Genomic DNA, 16,393 nt, shown 5'->3' with positions numbered 1-16,393 from the left:
TTTTTGGGGGAGTACCCGACCGTGCTGGTCAAACTGTTGCGCAGCTACCTGCGCCCTTACCGGGCGGCGCTGTGGGTCGTCGTCGCGCTGCAACTGGTGCAGACGATCGCCGCGCTGTACCTGCCCACGCTCAACGCCGACATCATCGACGGCGGCCTCGTCAAAGGCGACACCGGCTACATCGTGAAGATCGGCGGCGTGATGCTGCTGATCACGCTGGTGCAGATCGCCGGGTCGATCGGGGCCGTCTACTACGGATCCCGCACCGCCTCGGCCGTCGGCCGCGACATCCGCGCCGGAGTCTTCCACCGGGTGCAGGCGTTCTCCGCCCGCGAGATCGGGAAATTCGGCACGCCGTCGCTGATCACCCGCACCACCAACGACGTCCAGCAGATCCAGCTGCTCGCCGCGCTCACCTTCACGCTGATGGTGTCCGCGCCGATCATGTGCGTCGGCGGCATCCTGCTCGCGCTGCAGCAGGACGTCCCGCTGTCGTCGCTGCTCGTCGTCATCGTGCCGGTGCTGGGCGTCGCGATCGGGCTCATCGTCATGCGGATGCGCTCGGCGTTCCGGCTCATGCAGGTGCGCCTCGACCGGATCAACCAGGTCATGCGCGAGCAGATCATGGGCATCCGGGTGATCCGCGCGTTCGTGCGGGACAAGCACGAACGCGAGCGTTTCGGCCGGGCCAACGACGAGCTGTTCACCGTGTCGCTGCGGGTCGGCAGGCTGATCGCGCTGATGTTCCCCACCGTGATGCTGGTGGTGAACGTGTCGAGCGTCGCCGTGCTGTGGTTCGGCGGGCAGCGGGTCGACAGCGGGGCGATGCAGATCGGCGCGCTCACCGCGTTCCTGGCCTATCTGCTGCAGATCCTGATGGCGGTCATGATGGCCACCTTCATGTTCATGATGGTGCCGCGCGCGGAGGTCAGCGCCGAGCGGATCACCGAGGTGCTGGACACCGAGTCGAGCGTGCGCCCGCCGGACGAGCCGGTCGCGGCCGGGGCCGAGCGCGGTCACCTCGACCTGACCGGCGTCGGATTCCGGTACCCCGGCGCGGAAAAGCCGGTGCTGCACGACGTTTCCCTGTTCGCCCGGCCCGGCGAGACCACCGCGATCATCGGCAGCACGGGCAGCGGCAAGACGACGCTGCTCAACCTGATCCCGCGGCTGATGGACGCCACCGAGGGCTCGGTCCGGGTGGACGGCGTCGACGTGCGCCGGCTCGACCCGACAGTGCTGTCGTCGGTGGTCAGCATGGTGCCGCAGAAGCCGTACCTGTTCGCCGGAACGGTCGCCAGCAACCTCCGCTACGGCAATCCGGACGCGACGGACGAAGAGCTCTGGCACGCGCTGGAAGTCGCGCAGGGCAAGGACTTCGTCGAACGGATGGAACAGGGCCTCGACTCCCCCATCGCCCAGGGCGGCACCAACGTCTCGGGCGGGCAGCGGCAGCGGCTCGCGATCGCGCGGATGCTGGTGCACCGGCCGGAGATCTACCTGTTCGACGATTCGTTCAGCGCGCTCGACTACGCCACCGACGCCGCGCTGCGCCGCGCGCTCACCGAAGAAACCCGGGACGCGACGGTCGTCATCGTCGCGCAGCGGGTCAGCACGATCCGCGGCGCGGACCGGATCATCGTGCTCGACGACGGCCGCGTCGTCGGCACCGGAACCCACCACGAGCTGATGGACACCAACGAAACCTATCGGGAAATCGTGCTTTCGCAGCTGACCGAGCAGGAGGCGGCGTGAGCGAGGAAACGAAAACCGCGACCGCGCACGACGACGACGAACCAGCCGCCGTCGCGCGCGACAAGACCCGGCCGCAACCCACGGCGGGACCCGGCCGGATGATGTCCGCGGGCATGCCCGCGGAGAAAGCCCTCGACTTCAAAGGCTCGCTCGCGCGATTGCTGCGGCTGCTGCGCCCGCAGCGGGCGGCTCTGACCGGCGTGCTGGTGCTCGGCGCGATCGGCGTCGCGCTGACCGTGCTCGGCCCGAAGGTGCTGGCCCGGGCGACGGACCTGATCTTCGCCGGCGTGACCAGCAGGCACCTGCCCGCGGGCGCGACCAAGGAGCAGGTGATCGAGGGCCTGCGGGCGCGCGGGGAGAACACCCTGGCCGACATGTTCACCAGCGTCGACCTGATGCCCGGCCACGGCGTCGACTTCACCGCGGTCGGCCAGGTGCTGATGATCGTGCTGGCGCTGTACGTCTTCGCGTCGTTCCTGGGCGTCATCCAGGCGCGGCTCACGACGAACCTCGTGCAGGGCGCGGTGTTCCGGCTGCGCCAGGACATCGAGGAGAAGTTCGCGCGGCTGCCGCTGCGCTACTTCGACCGCCAGCCGCGCGGCGAGGTGCTGAGCCGGGTCACCAACGACATCGACAACCTGGCGCAGTCGCTGCAGCAGACGCTGTCGCAGATCGTCACGTCGCTGTTCACCGTGCTGGGCGTGCTGGTGATGATGTTCGTCATCTCGCCGCTGCTGGGCGCGATCGTGCTGCTGACGGTGCCGGTGTCGGTGTTCGTCGCGGCCAAGATCGGCAAACGCGCGCAGCCGCAGTTCATCCGGCAGTGGTCGACGACCGGGAAGCTCAACGCGCACATCGAGGAGATGTACTCGGGCCACTCGCTGGTGCACGTCTTCGGCCGGGGCAAGGAGGCCGAGGAGGTCTTCCGGCAGCAGAACGAGGCGCTGTACGAGGCGAGCTTCAAGGCGTCGTTCATCTCCGGCACGATCCAGCCGGGCATGATGTTCATCGGCAACCTGAGCTACGTGCTGGTCGCGGTCGTCGGCGCCCTGCGGGTCGCTTCGGGCACGCTGACGCTGGGCGACGTGCAGGCGTTCATCCAGTACTCGCGCCAGTTCAGCCAGCCGGTCACCCAGATCGCGAGCATGGCGAACCTGCTGCAGTCCGGCGTCGCCTCGGCCGAGCGGGTGTTCGCGCTGCTGGACGCCAAGGAGCAGGAACCGGAGCCGGAGCGCCCGCAGCGCCCGGAGGTCGTGCGCGGGCAGGTCGAATTCGAGCACGTGTCGTTCCGCTACCTGAAGGACACGCCGCTGATCGAAGACCTGTCGCTGTCGGTCGACCCCGGCCACACGGTCGCGATCGTCGGCCCGACCGGCGCGGGCAAGACCACGCTGGTCAACCTCCTGATGCGCTTCTACGAAATCGACGGCGGCCGGATCACTTTGGACGGCGTCGACATCAAGGCGATGGACCGCGAGGAACTGCGCTCGAAGACGGGCATGGTCCTGCAAGACGCCTGGCTGTTCGGCGGCACGATCGCGGAAAACATCGCGTACGGCGCGGACAACGTGACCCGCGAAGAGGTCATCGAAGCCGCGAAGGCAACCTACGTGGACCGCTTCGTCCGCACCCTCCCCGACGGCTACGACACCGTCCTGGACGACGAGGGCGGCACCGTCAGCGCAGGCGAAAAGCAGCTGATCACCGTCGCCCGAGCCTTCCTGGCAAAGCCGGCGATCCTCATCCTGGACGAGGCGACCAGCTCGGTGGACACCCGCACCGAGGTCCTGATCCAGCACGCGATGAACTCCCTGCGCACCGGCCGCACGAGCTTCGTGATCGCCCACCGCCTCTCCACCATCAGGGACGCAGACGTAATCCTGGTAATGGAAAACGGCAACATCGTAGAACAAGGCAACCACGAAACCCTCATCAACGCAGGCGGCGCCTACTCCCGCCTGTACGCAGCCCAATTCGCAGAAGCCATGGCAGAAACCGAATAAAAAAAGCAAACCCACGTACGTGAGGGGAACCCTGAGGGAATCCAATTCCCTCAGGGTTCCCCTCACGGCCCTAAACCGCAGCCGATGCACCCAACGAGCGAGGCACCCAGCCCTCCCCCGCACCCCGATACGAAGCTCCCCTGCGGTTCGGGGGTGCTTGTCAAGGCATCTTTCCCGCCTTGACAAGCACCCCCGAACCGTCAGCACAATCAAACTTCGGGGTGCCCCACGCAACCACCGTGCGCAATGTCGCCGCCAGGCGACGAGCCGCCCAGCACCAACCCCTCAAATCCGAGGAATATTCCGCAAATTAGACTTAGCCAACTCCAGCATCTTCCCCACTCCCCCACTCAACACCGTCTTACTAGCCGCCAACGCAAACCCCTTAACCTGCGCAGCAGTAATATTAGGCGGAATAGACAACGCATTAGGATCCGTAACCACATCCAGCACCGCAGGCCCGTCATGCGCCAGAATATCCCGGATCCCGTCCCGAACCTCGCCAGGCTTCTCCACCCGCCGCGCATACAACCCGGCCGCCCGGGCAATCCCCGCGAAATCGACCTGATCATGGTCGGTGCCGAACTCCGGCAACCCGTCCACGAGCATCTCCAGCTTCACCATCCCGAGCGAAGAGTTGTTGAACACCACAGCCTTAACGGGCAAGCCATGCGTCTTGAGCGTCAACAACTCCCCCATCAACATCGCCAGCCCACCATCCCCGCACATAGCGACAACCTGCCGCCCAGGATCCGCAGCCTGCGCCCCAATCGCATGCGGCAACGCATTAGCCATGCTCCCGTGCACAAACGACCCGAGAATCCGCCGCCGACCATTAGGCGTGATGTAGCGAGCCGCCCACACATTGCACATCCCAGTGTCCACAGTGAACACCGCGTCCTCAGCAGCTTCCTCATCCAGCACGTCGGCGACATACTCCGGATGCAACGGAATGTGCTTCGACACCTCATTGGTGTAGGCATCGACCACCCGCTGCAGCCCCCGCTCATGCTTGCGCAGCATGGCATGCAAGAACGACCGATCACTGCGCTCGCGCAACCGAGGAAGCACCGCCCGGATAGTCGCCCCGACGTCCCCCTGCACCCCGAACTCCAACACTGACCGACGCCCCATCCGCGCCGGATCGATGTCCACCTGCACGGTATTCCGCTGCGGCAGGAAGTTGTCGTACGGGAAGTCCGTGCCCAGCAGCAACACGAGATCAGCCTCGTGCATCGCCTCGTAGCAGGCCCCGTACCCGAGCAACCCGCTCATCCCCACGTCGAACGGATTCGAGTACTGCACGAACTCCTTGCCCCGCAACGAATGCCCCACCGGCGCCCCGACCGCCTCCGCGAGCGCGAGCACCTCGTCGTGCGCATTGCGACAACCAGCACCCGCCATGATCATCACCTTCTCGGCCCGATCGATCCGATCGGCGAGACGGGCGATGTCAGCCTCGGCAGGCACCACAGCAGGCGGGCTCCCCAGCGAAGCCGATTCCCCGGTGGCGTGTGCGGCGGGCTCGTGCGATACGTCCCCAGGCAGCACCAGCACCGCAGCCCCGCGACGCCCGACCGCGTTCTGCACCGCGATCCGCGCCAGCCGCGGCATCTGCTCCGGCGAGCTCACCATCTCGCAGTAGTGCGAGCACTCCGCGAACAGCTGCTGCGGATGCGTCTCCTGGAAGAACCCGGTCCCGATCTGCGTGGAGGGAATGTGCGACGCGAGCGCGAGCACCGGCGCGCCCGAGCGGTGCGCGTCGTAAACCCCTTGCAGCAGATGCAGGTTGCCCGGCCCGCAGCTGCCCGCGCACACCGCGAGCCGCCCGGTGAGCTGCGCCTCGGCCGCGGCGGCGAACGCGCCGGCCTCCTCGTTGCGCACGTGCACCCAGTCGATCCCGCCGCGCGCCGAGCCCCCGGTGCGGCGCACCGCGTCCACCACCGGGTTGAGGCTGTCGCCCACCACCCCGTAGATCCGGCGCACCCCGGATTGCACCAGAACGTCGATCAACTGGTCGGCCACCGTCGCCATGCTTCTGCGTCCCTTCATGAGAGTCCCTTCGCAGTCTGGCACCGATCAGGGGAACCGCCACCGCATTGACAGGTATTGTTGTCAATGGCACGGTGATCGGGACGACCACGAGGAGGGACGCCGCAGATGCCACGCGAGTTCGAGGTGCGCAAAGAGGTTCAGCTGCCCGCGGAGCCCGAGGCCGTGTGGGAGGCCGTCGCGACCGGGCCGGGCATCGACTCGTGGTTCATGGGCCGCCACGAGGTCGACGCCGCGGCGAAGCGGATCCGGTTCAGCCTCGGCGAAATGCGCACCGAGGCGGAGATCACCGCGTGGGATCCCCCGCGCAGGTTCGCCTACCGGGGCGAAGCCGCCGAGGACGGCACGTTCGACGCGATGGAGTTCCTCGTGGAAGCGGCCGAAGACGGCACTTCCGTACTCCGATTCGTGCACCGCGGGTTCGTCCAGGACGGCTGGGACGACGAGTACCACGAGTCCTTCGCCGTCGGCTGGGAGATGTACCTGCACACGCTCGCCGAACTGCTGGCGCACTTCCCCGGCCGCTTCGCGACGTACGTGACCGCGGACGGCCCGGCCTCGTCGGCGAGCCGCGACGCCTGGCCGAAGCTGCTGGCGGCGCTGGGTTTGCCCGCCGAACCCTCAGCGGGGCAACCGGTCCAGTTCAGCGTCGGCGACGAGGTGGTCGAGGGCGTCCTCGACTACTCGACCCCGAACTACGCCGGAGTCCGCACCGAGGACGCCCTCTACCGGTTCCACGAACGGTCGCTGCTCGGCATGCCGGTCGCGGTCGGACATCACCTGTTCCGGCCGGCCGTCGACGAGACCGCCGAAACCGCGGTCTGGAGCCGCTGGCTCGCCGACGCGCTCAGCTGACGTCAGCGGCGGCGCAGCAGCAACGCCGCGCCGCCGGCCGCCACGAGGACTCCGGCGATCACGTTGCCGATCACCGCTCCGGTCGACGGCAGCGTCTCGTCGCCGTAGCGAAGCAGAAACGGAGACACCGCGGCCCACGCCCCGAGCACTGGCAGCACCCAGGTCAGCGCCTGCGCGCCGGAATCCCGCGCCCGCATGGCAGCGAAAACGACGATCGCCAGCCCGGCGACCGTGTTGCTCACCGCGAGTTCGGCCGCCCCGCCGAAGCGCAGCAGCCACGGCGCGGCGATCAGGTACAGCCCGGCCAGCACAGCGAGGCCCGCTGCGCCCCCGGAGACCGCGGTCTTGCCGGACATCGTGCTGGTGGACATCTGGGATCACCTCAGCAGATCTCGGTTTCACCCCACGGGTACCCAGATTCCGGCCGGGGATTCACGCCCCCGCGGCGGCGCACGCCTCGCGCAGGCCGCTGCGCACCGGGGCCTCGATCCCGGAGACGGCGAAAGCGCGCAGCACGAGCGGTCCGGTCGCCACGATCGAAAGCGCGGGCCGGGCGCGGCTCGTCTCTTCGAGCGCGCGCAGCCCGGCACAGCTGAGATAGCCGACCCGCGACAGGTCCACCACCAGTTTGCCGCCTGCCCCGGAGGCGGCCGAGAGCGCGGAGCGGAACTGCCCCACCGATGCGATGTCGATCTCCCCCGCCGCCGTGACCAGCACGATGTCCCCGTCCCTCCGGCTGGTGAAGACGGTCAGACCGGCAGCCCCGCGAGCACCCATTGGCGGAACGGTACGCGTCCGCGCGGCCCGGGCAAACCGTGCTGCCCCAGGTGGGTGGGGCAATTCACCGGAACGTCACTGCTGCGCCAGCAGCTTGTCCCGCAGCTCCGGCTGACCGGCGAGACCCTCCCGGACCGAGTGGTCGACGAACGGCCGCATTTGCTCGCGCGGCGCGAGCGACCAGTCGAGCGGCCCGAGCGGCGGCTGCGGGTCGTATTCGATGCCGAACTGGACGAGCCGCGCAGTGTCCGCTCCGCGCATCCGCTCCACCAGGTGCAACGCCAGGTCGATGCCCGCCGACACGCCGGCGGCGGTGATCACCGAACCGGTGTCCGCCCAGCGCTGCCGGACCGGCGTGGCGCCGAACGCGCGCAGAGTCTCCAGGAACGTCCAATGCGTGGTCGCCTCGCGGCCTTCGAGCAGCCCAGCTTGGCCCAGCAGCAGCGAACCGGTGCACACGGAGGTCATCAGCTCGGCGGAGGTCGCGGCGCGGCGGAGATAGCCGATGAGCTTCTCGTCGCCGAGCGCGCGCAGTGTCGGCGCGCCGCCGCCGGGGACCAGCACCCACGACGGGTCCGGAACCTGGTCGAAGGTGTGGCTCGGCGCGATCCGCAACGGCGTGTCGGTGCCGGTGGGTTCCAGGGTTTCGCCCACGACCGCCACGCGGACCGAAGGGTCGGCCGCCGCGTAGCCGGCGATCACCTGCAGCGGTCCCACCAGGTCGAGCGGCGTCAGGCCGGGGTAGACGACGAACGCGAAGGTTTTCTGGCTCATGCCGCCACCCTCCCGAGCCCGCGGGCGTCGCGGGACACGCGTGTCCGGAATCCTGCGAAGCCGGTTGATCCGGCCGGGCGAGCTGCTACGGTGCGGCCATGCCGAGTACCGCCCGGCAGGTCGTGATCCTCGGGTACCCCGACGCCGAACTGCTCGACATCGCCTGCGTGTCCGACGTTTTCGACGCCGCCACCCGGCTCGGCGCGGCCCGGCCCTACGAGGTCCGGCTCGCCACCGTCGACGGGCTCCCCTTCGCCTGCCAGTCCGGGCTCACGCTCGCCCCGCACATCCGGATCGACCAGGTCCGCGGCCCGCTCGACACATTCGTCGTCGCGGGCGGGCTGGGCCATCTCGCCGCCGCCAAGGACGAGCGGCTGCTCGCCCACGTGCGACGGCTTTCGCAGCAGAGCAAGCGCACGGCGTCGGTCTGCACCGGGGCGACCGTGCTCGCCGCCGCCGGGCTGCTGAGCGGCCGGCGCGCCACCACGCACTGGTCGCACGCGTCGCGGCTCGCCGAGCAGTACCCGTCGGTGACCGTGGACCCGGTGCCGCTTTTCGTGCGGCACGGCGACGTCTACACCTCCGCGGGCGTCACCAGCGGGCTCGACCTCACCCTCGCGTTCGTCGAGGAGGACCACGGCCCGACCCTCGCCCGCGAGACCGCCCGATCGCTGGTCACGTACCTGCAGCGGCCCGGAAACCAGGCGCAGGTGAGCATGTTCCTCGCCGGTCCGCCGCCGGAGCACCGGCAGGTCCGCGACCTCACCGCGTACGTCGCCGAACACCTCGCCGACGACCTCGGCACCCACGCGCTCGCGAACCAGGCCGGCATCAGCACCCGCCAGCTGACCCGGCTGTTCGACGCCCATCTCGGCACCACGCCGGGGAAATACGTGCGAACCGTGCGCGCGGAACACGCCGCCCGCCTGCTGTCCGGCACCGACCTCCCGCTCGCCGCGATCGCGCGACGCTGCGGTTTCGGTTCCACGGAGACGCTCCGGCAAGCGTTCCTGGACCACTTCGACACCCCGCCCTCGGCCTACCGGCGCGTGCACCTGCGTTCTGCGCACGCCTGAACGAAACGCCCGCTTCCTCCCCCACCCGGTACGGGTGAACCGCGGGCCGGGAGGGCAGGATGTCCGCCGTGGCACCGCACGACTACCCCGACCAGGACCCCGACGACACCGGCCCGCTGCCGCGAGTGCCGGGCGAACCCGCGTCCCCGTCCTCCGCCGTGCCACCCGCCGCTCCGCCGCGCGCCCGGCCGGAGGGGCCGCGCCGGGTGCGCCGAGCCGACCCCGGGCGACCGGCCGAGCGCCCCGGACGAGCGGCTGAGCCCGGACGACCCGGGAATCCTGACCGCACCGGCGATCCCGGATGGCCGGTGGAGCGCTCCGGCGGCCCCGAGCGATCGGCGGAACCCGGGCGGCCCGAGCGCAATCCCGAACGATCGGCGGAGTCCGGCCGAGCCGTTGAGCGATCGGCAGAACCCGGCCGACCGGGTGAGCCTGGGCGGCCCGTCGAGCGCAATCCCGCGCGATCGGCGGAGTCTGGCCAAGCCGTTGAGCGATCAGGCAATCCCGGGCGCACCGGCGAACCGGGACGGCGAGCCGAACGGCCCGGCGAACCCCGCCGCCCGCGCGCCGCCGCGCCACGACCCGCCCAACCCGGCGCCGCGCGCTCCGCGCAACCAGGCTCCCCGCGCTCGGCCGATGCCCGCAGCGGCGCCCAATCCGGCGAACTGCGCCTGCCCCGCCGCCCCGGCGACACCCCGCCGCCCGGCACCCGCCGCCGTCCCCCGGCCCGGCCGCCGCAGTCCGAAAAGGACAGTCCCGATCCCGCTCCGGCCAAGGAAATCCCGCCGCCCGCCGGGCACGGCCACGGTCATGGACACGGCCACGGCCCGGCCGCCCCGGCGTCGCAGCGGGTCCGCAAACTCCTGATCTGGCTTCTCGCCCCGCTGGCGCTGGCGACCGTCGTCGGCATGATCATCCTGTACCCGTGGGGCAGTTCGCTGCCGAAGAGCGCGGTGCCGCAAGGCACGCCGGTCCAGGCGGCGATCACGACCGCGACGTCCGGCCCGTGCCTGCAGCCCGGCCAGGTCCAGGTCGGCTCGCAGCCGGACCCGGACACGAAACCGTGCCTCACCGTCGACCTGCAGATGTCCGACGGCCCGGCGGCGGGGAAACCGGTGCGGCTGACCGTCCCGATCGAGCCGAGCACGCCGCGGTTCTCCGCGGGCGACAAGGTCGTGCTCGCCTACAACGGCGGCAATCCGCTCGATCCGCAGTCGTTCACGCTCGTCGATTTCCAGCGCGGCACGCCGCTGGTCCTGCTCGCCGCGCTGTTCGCGGTCGCCGTGCTCGTGCTCGGCCGCTGGCAGGGGCTGGCCGCGCTGGTCGCACTGGTGCTGAGCTTCGTCGTGATCGTGCTGTTCGTGCTGCCCTCGATCCTCGCCGGGGAAAACCCGCTGGTGGTGGCGATCGCCGGGGCGGGCGCGATCATGTTCCTCGCGCTGTACCTGACGCACGGCCTGTCCGCGAGAACCTCGGTCGCCGTGCTGGGCACCTTGGTCAGCCTCGCGCTGATCGGCATCCTGTCGGCGATCTTCTCCGCCGCCGCGTCGCTCACCGGCCTCGACGACAGCACCACGACGCTGATCGCCTCGCTCGGCCACGGCATCGACGCGCGGGGCCTGCTGCTGGCCGGAATCGTGATCGGCGCGCTGGGCGTGCTCGACGACGTGACGATCACCCAGACCAGCGCGGTCTGGGAACTGCGCCGCGCGAACCCATCGCTCAGCTGGCGCGAGCTGTACAGCTCGGGCCTGCGGATCGGCCGCGACCACGTCGGCTCCGCGGTGAACACGCTGGTGATGGCCTACGCCGGGGCCGCGCTGCCGGTGATGCTGTACTCCGCGATCTCCGGCGTCGGCCTCGGCGCGCTGCTCGGCAGCGAGGACATCGCCGCGGAGATCATCCGGACGCTGGCCGGTTCGGTCGGCATCGTCGCGGCCGTGCCGGTGACGACGGTCCTGGCCGCCTTGATCGCCGCCCGCGAGCCCGTGGAGCACCTCATCAGCACCACCAAACCCGCTGAATCACACTAGCCACACGGGGACTGACCCGGCCGGGCGCGGGCGTCGCGGATGAGGTACGAAGACCGCGACCCCGCACCCGAGGAGGGGCTGTGTTCTCAGCCGTCCTGGCCGGACCCCGAGTCACCGTGCACCTGATCCGCCGACTGTTCGCGTCAGTGCTGGAAGCGGCCGAAACAGTCCCGCGGATCGCCACCGCACTCGACGAGGTCCGCGCGACGCTGCGCCACCTCGAACGGCTGCTCTCCTACGTCGCCGAAGAACTCCCCGAGCTGACCGACCAGTTGGACCGCATCCGCGCCCGCGTGGACGGCCTGGAAGATCGGCATAAAAGCGATCCCGCACGCGACGGCGGAGCCGGCGCCATCAAACACAGCTGGTGAGATCCACTCCCAACTCAACCCCAGCCAGCTCAACCCCAGCCAACTCAACCCAACGTCGCGACAAAGCGGCTAACCGCCTCCATGGGAAACCGCTGCAAGTACTTCCCCGAAGGAGCCGCCGAAGCCAGCCGGTACAACGGTCGTTCCGCCACCGCGTCCCCGCGAGCCTCCGCCCGCAGCTCCGCCACCAGCAGCTCCGAAAACACCAGCCCGTTCGCCTCGGTGTTGTTCAGCACCGCGTCCGCCAGCCGACGCAGCTGCAGCGCTCCCAGCTCTCGTCCGCCGGTTCCCGAAAACACCGCCAGGTCGAGCTTCACCGCGCGCCGCCGATGGCCCGCGTTCACCAGCAGCGCCACGGTCCGGGTGCCGCGCACGTCGCTGATCACCACGTCCAGCCTGGGTGCGGAAAGCAGGTCCACCCGCCGGATGCCCCACGTGCGCACCACCAGCGTCGTACCCTCCAGCCAGATCCGGCGGCGGTACGCGTAGAGGACCACGTAAATGAGCGGCAGCGCGACGACCGCCGCCACGATCAGCCCTACCAGCTGCCCGCCGATCAGCCCGGCGATCCCGCCGAACGCCGCGGCCAGGATCAGCACGCCGAAGACGCCGGACCACGCGCGGCGGCGGCGCAGCTTCGGCTCGTCGGCGAACAGCGGCAGGCGTTCCGCCGGCTTCTCGGTCACTGCGCGGCTCCCGGCACGAAGGGGTTGGCGGCGCGCTCGCGGCCGATGGTCGTGGCCGGTCCGTGGCCGGGCAGCACGACAGTGTCGTCGGCGAGCGTGAGCAGTGTGCGCAACGAATTCTCCAGGTCGGCGCCGGATCCGCCGGTGCGCCCGACCGATCCGGCGAAAAGCGTGTCCCCCGTGAACACCAGCCTGCCACCCTCGCCGGTCTCGACGGTGAACGCCACCGAACCCGGCGTGTGCCCGGGAAGCGGGAGCACGCCGAGCGTCAGCCCGGCCGCCTCGATCTCTCCCGGCGCGAGCGGTTCGAAGGGCCCGTCGTACCAGTCGGCGTCGCCCGGATGGAGCCGGACCGGTGCGGCAAAAGCGCGCGAAAGCTCGGCGGCCGCGCCGACGTGGTCCGGATGGCCGTGCGTGGCGAGCAGCGCGACCGGCGTCAGGTCGTGCTCCGCCAGCGCTTCGGCCAGCGGCCCGGCGGCACCCTCGCCCGGGTCGACGACGAGGCACGGGCCCCCGGCGGCGGGGGCCAGCAGATAGCAATTCGAGCGCAGCGGACCCGCGGCGAACCCGGCGACGAGCACCGAACCCTCCTCCCCGGAAGCGGCCTTGATCACGACCCGGTGAAGACTAGCCGCCCCTGTACGGAGTCCTAACAGGCTGTGCCCATACACTGCCGCTACCTCAGACGTGTGACTTCGAGCGGAAACTGGAGGGCGGGTGGCGACCAACCAGCAGCGCCGAGAAGCCGCAAAGCGCAAACTCGAGCGGCAGCTCGTGCGCCGGGCGGAACAGGCGAAGCGACGCAAGATCGTGGGCGCTGGAGTGGTCGGCGGTGTGGTCCTCATCGTCGCCGGTCTCGTGGTGTGGATCGTGAACAGCGGGGGCAGCGGCGACCAGCAGGCCGCCGCGCCGCCGTCGAGTTCCGCGCCGCCGGTCCCGAGCGTCACGAACATCCCCACCGAGCGCACCGCGCTCCCCAAGCGCCCCAAGGCGCTGCCGAACCCGACGACGTGCTCGTACCCGGCCGACCCGAGCGGCAAGCCTCCGTCGGGCAAGAAGGCGACCGCGCCGGACGGCAAGAGCGTGTCCTCGTCCGGGACCGTGAACATCACGATGAAGACCACCCAGGGCGACATCCCGATGACGCTCGACCGCGCGCTCGCGCCGTGCACCGTGCAGGCGTTCGAGGCCCTCGCGAAGCAGGGCTTCTACACCGACACGATCTGCCACCGGCTCGGCGTCACCGATCTGCAGATGCTGCAGTGCGGCGACCCGGACGCGAAGGGCGACGTGACGACCGACGGCCGCGGCGGCCCGGGATTCACCGTGCCGGACGAGTTCATCGACACCGCCAAGTACGGCCGCGGCATCCTCGCGATGGCCAACACCGGCCAGCCGAACAGCGGCGGCAGCCAGTTCTTCATGGTCTACGGCAACGCGCCGCTGCAGCCGCAGTACACGATCTTCGGCAGCATCTCCGACGAGGGCCTGAAGGTGCTCGACAAGATCGCGAAGAACGGCATCGGCGCGATCGGCCAGGACGGGTCGACCGGCGAGCCCAAGCAGCAGGTCAAGTTCACCGCGGTCACGGTCTCCTGACGTGACCGGCCGGGTCGAGATCGGCGGTGCCGCTCCTGGCGCCGCCGATCTCGCCGCCGCGGCGACCAGCTACGGCCATTTCACCGCGATGCAGGTCCGCGACGGGCGCGTGCGCGGCCTCCGCTTCCACCTCGACCGGCTCGCGGCGAACACCCGCGAGGTGTTCGGCAGCGAACTGGACACCGATCTGGTCCGCCGCTACGTCCGGCGGCTCGTCGCCGGTCAGGGCGATTTGTCGGTGCGGGTGATCATTTTCTCGCGCTCGTCTCCGCACGACCCAGCGATGGTGCCCGAAATCCTCGTGCGCACCGCGCCGCCGCGCTCGCACGTCGCCACGCCGATGCGGCTGCGATCCGTTTCCTACCAACGGGATCTGCCGCACGTGAAGCATCTCGGCGGCTTCGGCCTGACGCACCATTCGCGCGCGGCCGTCCTCGCCGGTTACGACGACGCGGTGTTCCTCGCCGACGACGGCCGGATCAGCGAGGCGACGATCTGGAACGTCGGCTTCCTGCGCGACGGGACGATCGTGTGGCCGGAAGCCCAGGTGCTGCCGGGAATCACGTACCTGGTGCTGGAGGACCGGCTGCGCGCGGCCGGGGTACCGCAGGAGACGCGGCCGGTCTACCCGGCGGAACTCCCGGAGTTCGACGCGATGTTCCTGACCAATTCCGCCACGATCGGCCGCCCGGTCGCCTCGGTCGACGACGTGCCGCTGCGCACCTCGGCCACCGCCACCGAACTCCTCACCACGGCTTACGAAGCCGCCCCCTGGGACGAAATCTAGCCCGGCCTCACGGCCTCCGGTGCTCCACCCAGACATTCGGCTCGACATACACCGCCGAGTCCTGCGCCACCGACACCAGCACCGGACTCAACGCACCTTCCACGACCACCGGACCATCCGTGTCCAACGGCAGCCCGGTCCACTCCCGCCACTGCGCGAGCGTGCCGGGAATGGTCATCGACACCGGGCAGACCTTCACGATCCGCCCGCCCGCGCGCACGTGCACCCGCAGCCACGCGTCGTAGGGCAGGCCGTCGTCGCGCACCCGGTACGCGTACTCGCTCATCGGAGTCTCGGGTTCGTCCGCCTTCTGCGACGGCCGCACCGGGGCGTAGAGCACGTCGTGCCCGAGACGGAAAGCGTTGTCCCGCAACGCGTTCACCATCACCGAGGCGAGCCCGGTACCCTGCCGTTCCTTGCGGACGACGATCTCCAGCGCGGTCGCCGCGGTGCGTTCGCGGCCGGCGAGCCGGTCGGCGTGCTGCCAGCGGATCACCTCGTCCCACCCGCCGTCGGGCAGCGTCGCGCGGCCGGGGCCGCCGAACGCGAACGGTGTCGAGTAGGCCTTGGCGACCGGTTCGTCGCCGTCGGTCGCGAGCAGCACGTAGTCGGCGACCGGGTCGAGTTCGCCGTAATACAGGTGCCCGGTCGGGTTGTGCTGCATGAACACCGGCCACGACCGGTCGAAGTCGGCGTGGTCGGTCGCCCGGAAGATTTCCGGGTTCTGACTGCGGTGATGGATGGTCAGCGCCACAAGCTTCAGTCTCGCTGAGCCGTCAACGGGTTATTCGTGCCGGTCAGCGGTAAGTGAACTTCGGCGCGCGCCGGTTCAGGAACGCGTCCACACCCTCCGCGTAGTCCTCCCCGTGCAGCGCGGCGAGCCGGATCTCCTCGACCTCGTCGTCGGTCTTCTCCTGCCCCGCGACGATCTTCTCGATGATCCGGTTCATCCCGCGGACCGAGGCCTGCGACCGCCCGCACAGGGTCTCGGTGAACCGGGCCGTCGCGGAGTCCAGGTCCGCGGCCGGGAAAACGTCGTTGACCAGCCCGATCTCGCGCGCCCGGGGCGCGTCGACCAGTTCGCCGGACAGCAGGAAGTACTTGGCGTTCGCCGGTCCGACCAGCGACACCAGCTGCCGCGTCGAGGCGAAGTGGTAGACGATGCCGAGTTTGGCCGGGGTGATGCCGAAGCGCGCGTCGTCCGCGGCGAACCGGAAATCGCAGGCGACCGAGATCTGGCAGCCGCCGCCGATGCAGTTGCCCTGGACCATCGCGACGGTCGGCTTGCGCATCGCGGTCAGTGCTGCCACCGCGCTGTCCACCGCCTCGTCGTACTTCGCGGCGGCCTCGGCCGTCGAGCGCAGCTCGCGGAACTCGCCGATGTCCGCACCGGCGGAGAAATGCCGTCCAGCCCCGGTCAGCACGAGCACCTTCAGCTCGGGATCGGCCTCGACCTCGGCCGCCACGCCCGGGATCGCCGCCCACATGCCGCGAGTGATCGCGTTCATCTTCTCCGGGCGGGAGAACGTCAGCCGGGCCACGGCGCCGTCGCGGGTGAACTCGAGTCCGTCCGTCATGTCCAGCACCCTAATGCGCCCGCACCGCCGTCCCACTGTGGGACAGGT

Annotated in this window: 16 protein-coding genes; 8 read left to right on the top strand and 8 right to left on the bottom strand. The window is 70.0% G+C overall.

The genetic code is table 11. From position 1 onward, the window contains the following. Positions 1-21: 21 nt before the first annotated feature. Both EIZ44_RS00185 and EIZ44_RS00180 read left to right on the top strand, forming a co-directional pair. A complete protein-coding gene (locus EIZ44_RS00185) occupies positions 22-1,755 on the top strand; it encodes an ABC transporter ATP-binding protein (protein ID WP_134727325.1) in 1,734 nt (577 codons plus the stop codon). Between the two features lie 113 nt (positions 1,756-1,868). Continuing rightward, positions 1,869-3,758, top strand: a complete 1,890-nt coding sequence (locus EIZ44_RS00180) for an ABC transporter ATP-binding protein (RefSeq protein ID WP_205673015.1) — start codon at positions 1,869-1,871, stop codon at positions 3,756-3,758. A 285-nt stretch (positions 3,759-4,043) separates the two neighbouring features. On the opposite strand, the gene EIZ44_RS00175 is transcribed toward EIZ44_RS00180, so the two are convergent. Beyond that, positions 4,044-5,792 (bottom strand): pyruvate dehydrogenase, encoded by a 1,749-nt coding sequence (locus EIZ44_RS00175; RefSeq protein ID WP_037811325.1) that lies wholly within the window; start codon positions 5,790-5,792, stop codon positions 4,044-4,046. Positions 5,793-5,918: 126 nt separating this feature from the next. Here EIZ44_RS00175 and EIZ44_RS00170 point away from each other — a divergent pair, with 126 nt between their 5' ends. Further along, complete coding sequence (locus EIZ44_RS00170) at positions 5,919-6,665, top strand: SRPBCC family protein (RefSeq protein WP_134727323.1); 747 nt, start codon at positions 5,919-5,921, stop codon at positions 6,663-6,665. Between the two features lie 2 nt (positions 6,666-6,667). Here the strand turns inward: EIZ44_RS00170 and EIZ44_RS00165 are convergent, their stop codons facing one another. The 3 genes from EIZ44_RS00165 to EIZ44_RS00155 form a co-directional block, all read right to left on the bottom strand. Next, positions 6,668-7,036: an SPW repeat protein gene (locus EIZ44_RS00165; RefSeq protein WP_037811323.1), complete on the bottom strand. Its 369-nt coding sequence runs from the start codon at positions 7,034-7,036 to the stop codon at positions 6,668-6,670. 61 nt (positions 7,037-7,097) lie between these two features. Next, entirely contained in the window at positions 7,098-7,442 is a 345-nt protein-coding gene (locus EIZ44_RS00160; RefSeq protein WP_037811322.1) for an STAS domain-containing protein, read from the bottom strand. A gap of 75 nt (positions 7,443-7,517) precedes the next feature. Beyond that, the gene (locus tag EIZ44_RS00155) at positions 7,518-8,216 is read right to left on the bottom strand and encodes a DJ-1/PfpI family protein (protein WP_037811317.1); all 699 of its coding nucleotides are present in this window, start codon (positions 8,214-8,216) and stop codon (positions 7,518-7,520) included. A 98-nt stretch (positions 8,217-8,314) separates the two neighbouring features. Here EIZ44_RS00155 and EIZ44_RS00150 point away from each other — a divergent pair, with 98 nt between their 5' ends. The 3 genes from EIZ44_RS00150 (at position 8,315) to EIZ44_RS00140 (ending at position 11,696) form a co-directional block, all read left to right on the top strand. Continuing rightward, entirely contained in the window at positions 8,315-9,292 is a 978-nt protein-coding gene (locus EIZ44_RS00150) for a GlxA family transcriptional regulator (RefSeq protein WP_134727322.1), read from the top strand. 59 nt (positions 9,293-9,351) lie between these two features. Next, on the top strand, positions 9,352-11,325 hold the full coding sequence (locus EIZ44_RS00145) for a YibE/F family protein (RefSeq protein ID WP_439098574.1): 1,974 nt from the start codon (positions 9,352-9,354) through the stop codon (positions 11,323-11,325). A gap of 80 nt (positions 11,326-11,405) precedes the next feature. Continuing rightward, positions 11,406-11,696: a hypothetical protein gene (locus EIZ44_RS00140; protein WP_240691184.1), complete on the top strand. Its 291-nt coding sequence runs from the start codon at positions 11,406-11,408 to the stop codon at positions 11,694-11,696. Positions 11,697-11,740: 44 nt separating this feature from the next. On the opposite strand, the gene EIZ44_RS00135 is transcribed toward EIZ44_RS00140, so the two are convergent. Both EIZ44_RS00135 and EIZ44_RS00130 read right to left on the bottom strand, forming a co-directional pair. Beyond that, a complete protein-coding gene (locus tag EIZ44_RS00135; RefSeq protein WP_037811313.1) occupies positions 11,741-12,382 on the bottom strand; it encodes a hypothetical protein in 642 nt (213 codons plus the stop codon). Next, positions 12,379-12,963: an MBL fold metallo-hydrolase gene (locus tag EIZ44_RS00130; RefSeq protein WP_167753943.1), complete on the bottom strand. Its 585-nt coding sequence runs from the start codon at positions 12,961-12,963 to the stop codon at positions 12,379-12,381. The genes EIZ44_RS00135 and EIZ44_RS00130 overlap by 4 nt, the downstream gene beginning before the upstream one ends. A 136-nt stretch (positions 12,964-13,099) precedes the next feature. Here EIZ44_RS00130 and EIZ44_RS00125 point away from each other — a divergent pair, with 136 nt between their 5' ends. Both EIZ44_RS00125 and EIZ44_RS00120 read left to right on the top strand, forming a co-directional pair. Beyond that, complete coding sequence (locus tag EIZ44_RS00125) at positions 13,100-13,981, top strand: peptidylprolyl isomerase (protein ID WP_037811311.1); 882 nt, start codon at positions 13,100-13,102, stop codon at positions 13,979-13,981. A 1-nt stretch (position 13,982) separates the two neighbouring features. Next, positions 13,983-14,768 carry an aminotransferase class IV gene (locus EIZ44_RS00120; protein WP_134727320.1) on the top strand — a complete coding sequence of 262 codons (786 nt, stop codon included), beginning with the start codon at positions 13,983-13,985 and terminating at the stop codon, positions 14,766-14,768. A gap of 7 nt (positions 14,769-14,775) precedes the next feature. Here EIZ44_RS00120 and EIZ44_RS00115 read toward each other — a convergent pair whose 3' ends face one another. After that, positions 14,776-15,522, bottom strand: coding sequence for an N-acetyltransferase (locus EIZ44_RS00115; RefSeq protein WP_205672999.1), 747 nt, complete (start codon positions 15,520-15,522; stop codon positions 14,776-14,778). Positions 15,523-15,565: 43 nt separating this feature from the next. Next, entirely contained in the window at positions 15,566-16,345 is a 780-nt protein-coding gene (locus EIZ44_RS00110) for an enoyl-CoA hydratase/isomerase family protein (protein ID WP_167753920.1), read from the bottom strand. Between the last annotated feature and the right edge of the window lie 48 nt (positions 16,346-16,393).

Origin of the sequence: Amycolatopsis nivea, from assembly GCF_004522235.1 — a bacterium.
Taxonomy (GTDB): Bacteria; Actinomycetota; Actinomycetes; order Mycobacteriales; family Pseudonocardiaceae; genus Amycolatopsis; species Amycolatopsis nivea.
Note: the sequence above shows the minus strand (reverse complement) of the source record. Positions and strands in the feature narration are given on the sequence as shown.